We start from the raw sequence: 3899 nt of genomic DNA, 5'->3' as shown, positions 1-3899 counted from the left end.
ATCGTTGTAATCCACCGCCTGCTGCTTCCACTTCGCCAATTCTTGGTCGTACCGCTTTCGCATCTGTTCCAACGTTGCGGCGTGCTCGGGGCGATTGGCCTGATTGACAAGTTCCAGCGGATCGTTTTCGGTATCGAACAGCTCCTCGACTGGGTCCATTTGATCGTTGCCGAACCACCAGTACGTGTATTTGTGCTGTCGAGTCAGGCAGGTCAGGCTGTGGGTAGCGAGAGGCCCGAACACGTTGATGAACGCCATCTGTTCATGGCCGCCCTCGTTGGGATTCTGCAATAGCCCCAGCAAACTCTTGCCGTCCATGTTGTCGGGAATGGAAAGGCCGGCGAGTTCGAGCATCGTGGGTGCGAAATCAATATTGCCGGTCAACCGGTCGCATCGAATCTGCTTGCCGTTGAGTGGGCTGCGGGGGTCATAGATCATCAGTGGCACGCGCGAGGATTCTTCCATCGGCAGAACCTTGGAACCATAGCCGTGTGCACCACAAATGTAGCCGTTGTCGCTGGTGTAGATGACCACCGTGTTGTCGGCGACCCCCTGGGCCTTCAGTTCGTCGCGAATCATGCCGAGCGCCACGTCGATGCCGTAGACCTGCTGGTGATACTTCCGCATCTCCCCGTCGTAATCGGTGTCGTACTTCCACTCGGTAAAGCGAGGGTACTGTCGGCCGGCCTTGCTTTGTGGCGAGAGATGTTCGGAAAACTCGCGGCCGAAGTTCGCCGGCTTGGTGAACGTCTTGCCCTCATAGATGGGATTGAACCGAGGATCTGGCGACGCTGGCTTGTGCGGAGCCTTAAAACTGATCGACAGACAGAACGGTTTGTCCTGCTTGGCGGCGGTGCGGATGAAGTCTTGGCCGAAAGCCCCGTAGGAGAGCGTCGAGTGGGGGTATCGCTTGGCGTACTTCGCCATCGACTTGTTCTTGGCTGTTTCGTAATGGGTCTGTCCGGGCCCGCCTCCCCAGACATCGAAGTCGTCTTCACACAACCCCTTGCCTTGCACCTCGATCCCGAACTTGCCGGCGAAGGCCGTCAGGTATCCGGCCTGGCGCAGCAGAACCGGATAGGACTTTGCCCACACCTCCGGACGCATGTTTCCGTGGCTGAAATTGCAGCCCGTCTTGTATTCGTACATGCCGGTGAACACGTTGGAGCGACTGGCCATGCAGATCGCCGTGGTGTTGTAGTGGTTGTCAAAGACCATGCCGTCGCGGGCCAATTGGTCCATCTGAGGCGTTTGTACGTCGCTGTTGCCATAGCATCCAACGGAGTACGTGTTCTGGTCGTCGGCGAACAGGAACACGATGTTCGGACGCGACGACGATTCCTCCGCCGCAGAAATCAACCCGCCCCGAGACGCGGGAAGGACAAACGTCGCGGCCAGCAGGAAAAGGAGTTTCAGGTGGTGCATCATGAGGACTGGTGAAATGGCGGGTGGATCGATGGTTTCAAACAAGTTCGCTGCGGTGCGAGCTCGATGACGTTTGGCCAGGTGAAACACGGCCGAACGGCGGTGTTGCGGAGCGTAGTTTACACGAGACCGCGGCAGCCATCGCGGCCACCAAGCTTGGAACGACGATTGCCGCACCTTATTTCGGCACGAAAGTTGCTCAGAGCGTCGTTGCTCCAGAAACATCACAGCGTGGTCGACTGACGATCGTCGTGTGGTGGGTCGGACAGATTCATTTTGAAGGAATCCTTTTAATGGCACCCTCCACTTTGTGCGGCGAGTCGGCAGCGACGAATGAACAGACCCAAGCGGCCGGAATGGGCCCCATTGTCCTGGACCGCGGCGTCGCGTTTCGTGTCTGGGCACCACATGCCGATCGCGTCAGCGTCGTGGGTGACTTCAACGAGTGGCAAAGTGATGCCAACGAAATGACCAATGAAGACAACGGGCATTGGTTCGCTTTTGTTGAAAACGCTAAACCGGGCGACGAGTACAAGTATCAAATCACTCGTGGCGAAGACGTGTTCACCCGAATCGACCCGCGAGTCCGCAAGGTGACCAATTCCGTCGGAAACGGGGTGATCCACGATCCGAACTTTGATTGGCAGGGCGATGACTTTCAAATGCCAGCGTGGAACGAACTGGTCATCTACGAAACCCACATCGGAACGTTCCATCGGCCCGGGGACAGTGACGTGGGCACCTTCGCCGACTACCAACACAAATTTGACCACCTCAAGCGTTTGGGCGTCAACGCGCTGCAGGTGATGCCAATTGCGGAGTTCGCCGGCGACCTCTCTTGGGGGTACAACCCGGCCCATCCTTATGCGATTGAATCGGCATACGGCGGCCCCGAGGGTTTTAAAACGTTTGTCCGTGAAGCCCACAAGGCTGGCTTCGCCGTCATCCTGGATGTCGTCTACAACCACTTCGGCCCCAGCGACTTGGACCTCTGGCAATTCGACGGCTGGAGCGAAAACGGCAAAGGCGGCATCTACTTCTACAACGACTATCGCAGCGACACTCCGTGGGGCGACACCCGACCGGACTACGGACGTGGCGAAGTGCGTTCCTACATCCGAGACAACGCGATGATGTGGTTGAAAGACTACCACGTTGATGGATTGCGATACGACATGACGCTTTACATCCGCAGCGTCGACGCAAGTGGCCAGCAAGAAATCCCCGAAGGCTGGGGGCTGACTCAATGGGTCAACCGCGAGATACACGGCTTCAAGCCGAGTGCCATCACGATCGCCGAAGACCTGCAAAACAACGCCTACCTGACGAAGTCGGACATCGAAGGCGGAGCGGGCTTCTCGACGCAATGGGACGCCAAGTTCGTGCACCCGATTCGAGACGTCATCACTCAACCCGACGATGCCGGCCGCGACATGAACAAGGTTCGCGAGGCATTGTTGCATGCCTACAACGGTGACGCCTTCCAACGAGTCGTCTACACCGAATCGCACGACGAGGTCGCCAACGGAAAATCTCGCGTTCCCAGCGAGGTCGATGAAGCCGATCCGGACAGCTATTTCGCCCAGAAACGGTCCACGCTGGGGATCGCCCTGGTCATGACGGCTCCCGGGATTCCAATGCTGTTCCAAGGACAAGAGCTGCTGCAAGACGGATGGTTCCAAGACACCGAAGAATTGGAATGGGACAATGCCGAATCACTAGGCGGCATTAGCGAGTTGATCAGCGACCTGATCGCATTGCGGCTCGACCGCAACGGATGCACCAAAGGATTAACAGGTCAGCACATCGATGTCTTTCACGTCAACCACCATGACAAAGTCGTCGCCTTCGTTCGCCGATTTGATGGCGGTCCTGGCGATGATGTGGTGGTGATTGCAAACTTCGCCCACCAACACTTCGAAAATTACGAGTTTGGTTTACCGTCACAAGGAACGTGGAAGCGACGGTTCAGCAGCGATCGCGAAGCCTACAGCGACGAATTCGGCGGAGATGCGAGCGGTGACATCGACGCGATGCCGGAAGGTTACGACGGGCAACCGTGCAAGGGACGCATCCAATTGCCACCCTACACTGTGTTGATTTACTCACAGGACGCTTAAATCCAATGCCGTTAAGTTGAAGCGTCGGTTCCTCAGGTGAGGGCCCGTAGGCTCGCGCCAAACAGCTGATATTCGTTTGACGTCAGCCGGTTCGCGCCAGCGTGAGCGTTATCAACAATTAACCCTGTGCTTGACCGCGACTAGCGTGAAAATTCGGCCTCCCACTCCGCCGAACCGTGCTTCCCGACGGCGTCGGTTTGGGTGGAGAGCCGTCCGCTGCCACGGGCGAACTCGTGCCGGCTAAGCGGTGCAAAGATACCGGTATCGTCGTCATAGATATGATGCGTGGCTCGGATGGCGTGTTGCGACAAATCAATTTCATTGAACGTGTTCTTCTCTCGCTCGCGGCCCCGT

The 3899-nt window shown here is 57.3% G+C and carries 2 protein-coding genes and 1 pseudogene; 1 reads left to right on the top strand and 2 read right to left on the bottom strand.

Features of this window, described 5'->3' with window-relative positions:
* On the bottom strand, window positions 1-1428 hold a 1428-nt coding region (locus ABX749_RS25035; protein WP_372898397.1), incomplete at its 3' end, for a sulfatase.
* Between the two features lie 290 nt (window positions 1429-1718).
* Between ABX749_RS25035 and ABX749_RS25030 the strand changes: the two genes are divergently transcribed.
* A complete protein-coding gene (locus ABX749_RS25030) occupies window positions 1719-3545 on the top strand; it encodes an alpha-amylase family glycosyl hydrolase (RefSeq protein ID WP_372898396.1) in 1827 nt (608 codons plus the stop codon).
* 140 nt (window positions 3546-3685) lie between these two features.
* Here the strand turns inward: ABX749_RS25030 and ABX749_RS25025 are convergent.
* Window positions 3686-3899 (bottom strand): annotated as a pseudogene (locus ABX749_RS25025) (hypothetical protein); the annotation flags it as partial.

It is taken from the genome of Stieleria sp., from assembly GCF_041595215.1.
GTDB classification, from domain to species: domain Bacteria; phylum Planctomycetota; class Planctomycetia; order Pirellulales; family Pirellulaceae; genus Stieleria; species Stieleria magnilauensis.
The sequence above is the reverse complement of the archived record's forward strand: the minus strand, read 5'-3'. Positions and strand labels throughout refer to the sequence as shown.

Excerpts from the sequence above, each read along its gene's own strand:
- ABX749_RS25030 (WP_372898396.1), top strand. The coding sequence starts at position 1,719 with ATGGCACCCTCCACTTTGTGCGGCGAGTCGGCAGCGACGAATGAACAG.